Source organism: Corallococcus terminator (genome assembly GCF_003611635.1).
GTDB lineage: Bacteria > Myxococcota > Myxococcia > Myxococcales > Myxococcaceae > Corallococcus > Corallococcus terminator.
Map to the genome: position 1 here is coordinate 1 of NZ_RAVZ01000477.1, position 5,655 is coordinate 5,655.

Sequence of the window (5,655 nt, forward strand, 5' to 3'; positions counted from 1 at the left end):
GTCCAGCCCGTCGCCGAAGGTGGCCCGGGTGATGCCCGCCGCCAGGCCGAAGGCCACCATCACGAACAGGTCCCCGATGATGACCAGCGCCATCAGGAACTCCGTGAAGGACCCCTTGGCGGACGTCTCCTGCACGATGGCGATGGTGACCGTGGGGGAGAACGACACAATCACCGTGGACAGGAGCGCGCTCACCGCCAGCGCCTGCGGCACCGTCATGGGCGCGAGGAACGGCAGGAAGGGCTTGAGCGCGAACGTCGCCCCGAAGCACACCACGAACGTCACCCCGCACACCGCCGCGCAGAGGATGGCCACGCGCGCGCCCACGCGCCGCAAGAGGCCCAGGTGCAGCTCCGTGCCCGCCACCAGCGCGATGAGGCTCACCGCCAGCCCCTTCACCAGCTCCAGCCCCTTCACGCCCGCGCCCGGGATGAAGCCCAGCGCGTACGGCCCCACCGCCACGCCCACCAGCAGGTAGCCGGTGAGCCTGGGCAGGCCCAGGCCCTTGGCCACCTTGCCCGCGAACAGGCCACAGAGCAGCAGCGCGCCCGCCGCCAGCAACACCGGCGTGCCCGCGTCCGCGCGCATCACCTGCGCCTGGGTGATGGCCGCGAGCAGCGCCACCAGCAGCAGCAGCCGGAAGACGGACCCCTTCATGCCACCACCCCCGCGCCAGCTCCCGTGGCCCCGGGCGGATCCCCGGGCGGTGCATCCCCTGGAGCACCGGACGGAGGCCCGGCCTCGCGCGGCGGGTCCTCCGCGCCCAGCACGTGCCGGAAGGCCCCGTGCGCGAGCATCTCGTTGATGACCGCGCCCACCGCCACCACGTCCAGCACCCGCTGCGACAGCGAGCCCGGCACCAGCAGCACGTACTCCGCGACGATGCACAGCGCCAGGCCGCCCTGGGCGATGAGCGCGTAGCCGAACTGCGGAGGCAGATCGAGCACGCCCCGCGTGAGCCGCTGCGCGAAGCGTCCTCCCAGCACCTTGCCCACGAAGCGCAGGCCCACGAACGCGGGCAAGAGCGCCCAGGCCGCCAGGTCGCGCGCGTGCAGGTGACAGCCCACCATGAACACCAGCACCAGGTACGTGGGCCGCTCCACCCGCGACAGCGCCCGCGCCACCCGCGCCGCCGTGCGGCCGCCCATCAGCGCCAGCGTCGCGCCGCACGCCACGCCGGCCAGGAGCGCGGACAGCCGCAGGTACGCCGCGGCTCCGCCCACCAGCGCCACCATGCCCAGCGTCACCGTGGTCTGCTCCGCCGGGTCCTTGAGCGAATGGGTGAGGAACGCCAGGAGCGCGCCGCACGCCACGCCCAGGCTCAGCGCCAGCCCCAGCAGGCCCAGCCCTTCGGCCGCGTTGCCGGTGGCGCCCAGCACGAGCCCCAGCGCGAGCACGCCCAGCCCCACCGCGTCATCCATCATCGTGAGCAGCGCGACGCCCAGCCCGCGCGAGCGCTCCAGCCGACCGTTGCGGTAGCCCAGCACCGCGAAGTGTCCCGAGGACAGGCTCGCCGCCGCGCCCAGCAGCGCCGCCGCGCCCACCGCCACCAGGGGACGCAGGCCCATGGACAGCACCAGCGGCACCGACAGCGGCAGCGCCACGAACAGGAACGCCGTGCCCGCGTGCGCCAGCGCCGCCGCGTAGACGGGCCGGGGCAACAGGCGCAAGAGCCGGGGCTCCAGGTTGAGGCCCAGGAGCACGCCCGCCGTCCCCAGCCCCAGGGCCACCAGGGGCCGGAGCGAATCCAGGTTGCCCGGCGTGAGCACGCCCAGCACGGACGGCCCCAGCAGGGCTCCGAAGATGAGGAACAAGAGGCCGCTCGCCCCAAGCTGGGCCAGCGCCGGGAAGCGGGCTGGATCCAACAGCGAACGGCTCGACGCGAGCAGCGACAACGCCGCGACGATGAGGAAGACGAGCAGCGCTTGCACGGGTTGTGCTTACACCCGCGCGCCCCCGCGCGTCATCAACGCCGGTGGGTGGGGGCCGCCAGCACGGGCAGGGCCACCAGGCGACCCATGGGCGGATCGTCCGCGTCCATCTCCAACTGCACGCGCTGGATCAGCCGCTCCATCTCCTCCGCGGGGATGGCGGGCAGCACGCTCACCAGCACGATGCGGTCCTCGTCCGCGCCCAGCGCGAGGCTGCGCAGGCCGGCGAACACCGGCACCTCCGCGGACAGGGCGGCAGCCGCGCTGCGCGCCCGGATGACCAGCGGCTCCGGGATTCCAAACTCCCGGAGCCGACCGATCGCCCGCTCGGTCGTCTCCACCTGCTCGAGGAACGTGATGACCAGATACACGCGACCCTCATACCGGAAGAGCGCGCGTCCTGTCCTCCGTTACTCGTTGCCGGGCGTGGTCGGCTCCGGCGGGGTGGCGACGACGGGGGCGGCACCCTCCTGCTGGGGTGCGGCTCCGCCCGCCGCGGCGGCGGCTTCCTGCGCCGTCTTGGCCGCCAGCGCCGCGCGCTTGCCCTCTTCGATGAGCTTCTTCACCTTCTGACCGCCCTTGCGGCCAATCTCCTCGTAGAAGTTCGGACCCCGGGTGGCCTTGACGCGGTCGCCACCCTTCTTGCCGATCTCCTCGTAGAACTTGGCACCGCGCTCGGCCTTGACGGTCTCACCGCCCTTGCGACCGATCTCCTCGTAGAAGGAGCGACCGCGCTCGGCCTTCACCGTGGCGCCGCCCTTGCGGCCGATGGTCTCGTAGAACTCGCGACCGCGTTCGTTGCGGACCGTCTCGCCGCCCTTACGCCCCGCCTCGGCCACCGTCATGCTGCCCTTGTTGTCCTTGTCCGACATGTCCGTATCTCCTCTCGGTGACTACCAACCCCGTCCGCGCCTCGGTGTCCCTTGCCTGAAACCTTGGGACGGAAGCGCCCCGATGCAAGCAAGCTCCGTACACCGCCAGCCGTTCTGTCCTGACATTGCATGCATAATCCCCAAGGATTCCGCGCGCTTGTCGAGGACGCTGAGCATCCGGACTGGACGGGTGATTGCCCGGCAGGACGCTCTCAATGTTCACAACAATTCGGATCACATTGCCGATTCCCTGCTCGGTTCCCACCTTGTGCGCAACGCCTGACACATCGGTCCGGCGCTCTAGGGGGAGGTTGCGGTGGCGAGTGGCAGGAGTGCGGTGTCGACGTGGCTGCGGATCCTCGCACCCATGGTCGTGTCCATCGGCGGTCTGGTGATGCTCCGGCTCCTGGGGCCGGACTTCATCGATCAGCGCACCATCCGCGAGCTGCTGTTGCCCCTGGGCGACTACGCGCCCGTGGCGTACGTGGGCTTCCTGGCGATCCGGCCCCTGACGTTGCTGCCCGGCCAGGTCCTCACCGCGGTGGGTGGGATGATGTTCGGAACGCTTGCAGCAACCCTCTATTCACTAACGGGCAGCTTCCTGTCCGCCACCCTGCTCTACTTCCTCGCCCGCAAGCTGGGGACCCGGCCGATGCAGCGGCTGGCCGGCAGCAAGTATCCGGCGATCGCCCGGGCGGCGAAGCGCCACGACTTCCAGTTCACGTTCCTCGCGTGCATCAACCCGCTGTGCCCCACGGACATCATGCTGGCGGCGGGCGCTGCGAGCGGCGCGCGATTCTGGCCCTCCGTGGCGGGCGTGGTGCTGGGCACCATCCCCGGCACCTTCCTCACCGCGCAGTTCGGCAGTGGCCTGGCGCAGGGGCGCACGGTGATGACCGCCGTGGCCGCGGTCGGCATGGTCGTGTCCCTGGTGCTGGGCGTCGTCTTCGGCCGCCGGTTCTACAAGGAGGTCAACGAAGCCGCCGTGGAGGCTCCCGTCGCGGAGGCGGAGGTCGGCGACGCGGCGAGCGCCCCGCGACTGGCCCCCTCCAAGGTCCCGCTCACCACGCCGTGAGCCGCAGCTCCTCCGTGAGCAATTGGAGCAACGCGCGGACGCGGGGCACGGACTGCCGCCCCGGCAGGCACAGCGCGTGGACCGGTGGCCCCGAAGCCGCGTGATCCGCGAGCACCTCCACCAGGGTGCCCTCCCGCATCCGCGCATCGCTCATGAAGTCCAACACCTGGCAGAGCCCGGCCCCGGCGGCGGCCAGCTCCAGCAGCGCGGGGCCGTGATCCACGTCGATGGCGGCCTTCGTGCGGAGGGTGACCTCCGCGCCGCCCGGCGTCTCCAGGAAGCGCCACTCGCGTGTGAGCCCTCGCGGATCCACGAACTTCAGACACGCATGGCGCTCCAGATCGGCCGGGCGCTCCGGGGTGCCGTGCCGCGCCAGATAGGTCGGTGACGCGAGCGTCATCCAGCGCGTGCGCAACAACCGCCGCGCCACGAGGCTGGAGTCCTCCAGGTCCCCCAGTCGGATGGCCACGTCGACCTGTTCCTCCACCAGCCGGCTCAGCCGGTCGCTCATGCGCACGTGCAAGGTGAGCTGGGGATGACGGGCCTGGAGCCTCGCCAGGCGCGGCAGCAGCACCGGCCCCAGGATGAACGGCAGCGACACCGTCAGCGGCCCCTGGGGCGCCAGGTGGGCCTGGGCCACCGTCTCCCGCGCCGCGCGCAACTGGGCCACGGCTTCCTTCGCGCGCTCCAGGAACACCGCGCCCTCGGACGTGAGGGCCACGTGCCGGGAGGTGCGCTCCAGCAGCCGCGCGCCCAGCTCCGCCTCCAGCCGCCGCACCGCCTTGCTCACCGCCGCCACGGTGACGCCCAGCCGCTCCGCCGCCTTGCGGAAGCTCCGCTCCTCCGCGACGTGGAGGAACGGCAACACCCCGGTGAACAGGTCCATGGGGCCTATCGTCAACCTGGAGTTGATGATGATTCAACCCCCGCGTGCTTACCCCGCGTCCAGGTTGACGGTTAACGTTCTGGCCACACGGAGGAAGTCGACATGCGGATCGCGATCCTGGGCACGGGCATGGTGGGTGAAGCGCTGGGCAGCAAGCTGGTGGCACTGGGCCACGAGGTACGGATGGGCTCGCGCACCGCGGACAACCCGAAGGCCGCCGCGTGGGTGGCGAAGGCCGGGGGCAAGGCGTCGCAGGGGACGTTCGCGGACGCCGCCGCGTTCTCGGAGCTGCTCTTCAACGCCACGCTGGGCAATGCGTCGCTGGACGTGCTGAAGGCCGCGGGCGAGGAGGCCCTGCGCGGCAAGGTGCTGGTGGACGTCTCCAATCCGCTCGACTTCACGAAGGGCATGCCGCCCGTGCTGTCCACCGCCCCCACCGATTCGCTGGGCGAACAGCTTCAGCGCGCCTTCCCCTCCCTCAAGGTGGTCAAGGCGCTCAACACCATGAACTGCCATGTGATGGTGGATCCCTCGCGCGTGCCCGGAGACCACGACGTCTTCATGTCCGGCAACGACGCGGACGCCAAGGCCCGCGTGAAGCAGCTCCTCACGGAGGGCTTCGGCTGGAAGCACATCATCGACCTGGGAGACATCACCACCGCCCGGGGCACCGAGGCCTTCCTGCCGCTCTGGCTGCGGCTGTGGGGCACCCTGGGCACCGGCGACTTCAACATCCACGTCACCCGGCGCTGACCTGGACACAACGCGTCATGAACAGGGGTGGAAGCCGGGACCAACGCCACGCAACTTCCTGGGGCAGGCGCGGATAACCTACCTGAGCCCACGTCCCCCGGTGGCTGGAGGTTTTCATGAGCACGATCGACCGCACCC

General features: G+C 71.0%; 7 protein-coding genes. 2 read left to right on the plus strand and 5 right to left on the minus strand.

Going from position 1 to position 5,655, the window contains the following annotated elements:
- The 4 genes from D7V88_RS38370 to D7V88_RS38385 form a co-directional block, all read right to left on the minus strand.
- Positions 1-657: cation:proton antiporter (locus tag D7V88_RS38370; protein WP_504814935.1), on the minus strand; the 657-nt coding region annotated here is incomplete at its 3' end.
- Complete coding sequence (locus D7V88_RS38375; protein WP_120545493.1) at positions 654-1,931, minus strand: sodium:proton exchanger; 1,278 nt, start codon at positions 1,929-1,931, stop codon at positions 654-656. The genes D7V88_RS38375 and D7V88_RS38370, both read right to left, overlap by 4 nt.
- 35 nt (positions 1,932-1,966) lie before the next feature.
- On the minus strand, positions 1,967-2,302 hold the full coding sequence (locus D7V88_RS38380; RefSeq protein WP_120545494.1) for a hypothetical protein: 336 nt from the start codon (positions 2,300-2,302) through the stop codon (positions 1,967-1,969).
- Between the two features lie 39 nt (positions 2,303-2,341).
- Positions 2,342-2,803 (minus strand): general stress protein, encoded by a 462-nt coding sequence (locus tag D7V88_RS38385; protein WP_120545495.1) that lies wholly within the window; start codon positions 2,801-2,803, stop codon positions 2,342-2,344.
- A 367-nt stretch (positions 2,804-3,170) separates the two neighbouring features.
- On the opposite strand from D7V88_RS38385, the gene D7V88_RS38390 reads away from it, so the two are divergent.
- A complete protein-coding gene (locus D7V88_RS38390; RefSeq protein WP_244238621.1) occupies positions 3,171-3,878 on the plus strand; it encodes a TVP38/TMEM64 family protein in 708 nt (235 codons plus the stop codon).
- Here the strand turns inward: D7V88_RS38390 and D7V88_RS38395 are convergent.
- A complete protein-coding gene (locus D7V88_RS38395) occupies positions 3,865-4,764 on the minus strand; it encodes a LysR family transcriptional regulator (protein WP_120545496.1) in 900 nt (299 codons plus the stop codon). The two genes, D7V88_RS38390 and D7V88_RS38395, sit on opposite strands and share 14 nt — an antisense overlap.
- A gap of 102 nt (positions 4,765-4,866) precedes the next feature.
- On the opposite strand from D7V88_RS38395, the gene D7V88_RS38400 reads away from it, so the two are divergent.
- Positions 4,867-5,517: an NADPH-dependent F420 reductase gene (locus D7V88_RS38400; RefSeq protein WP_120545497.1), complete on the plus strand. Its 651-nt coding sequence runs from the start codon at positions 4,867-4,869 to the stop codon at positions 5,515-5,517.
- The last annotated feature ends 138 nt before the right edge of the window (positions 5,518-5,655 follow it).

Bases quoted from the DNA above. Each gene is read 5' to 3' on its own strand.
- D7V88_RS38390 (WP_244238621.1), top strand. From the start codon at position 3,171: ATGGTCGTGTCCATCGGCGGTCTGGTGATGCTCCGGCTCCTGGGGCCG.
- D7V88_RS38385 (WP_120545495.1), bottom strand. From the start codon at position 2,803: ATGTCGGACAAGGACAACAAGGGCAGCATGACGGTGGCCGAGGCGGGG.
- D7V88_RS38400 (WP_120545497.1), top strand. From the start codon at position 4,867: ATGCGGATCGCGATCCTGGGCACGGGCATGGTGGGTGAAGCGCTGGGC.
- D7V88_RS38395 (WP_120545496.1), bottom strand. From the start codon at position 4,764: ATGGACCTGTTCACCGGGGTGTTGCCGTTCCTCCACGTCGCGGAGGAG.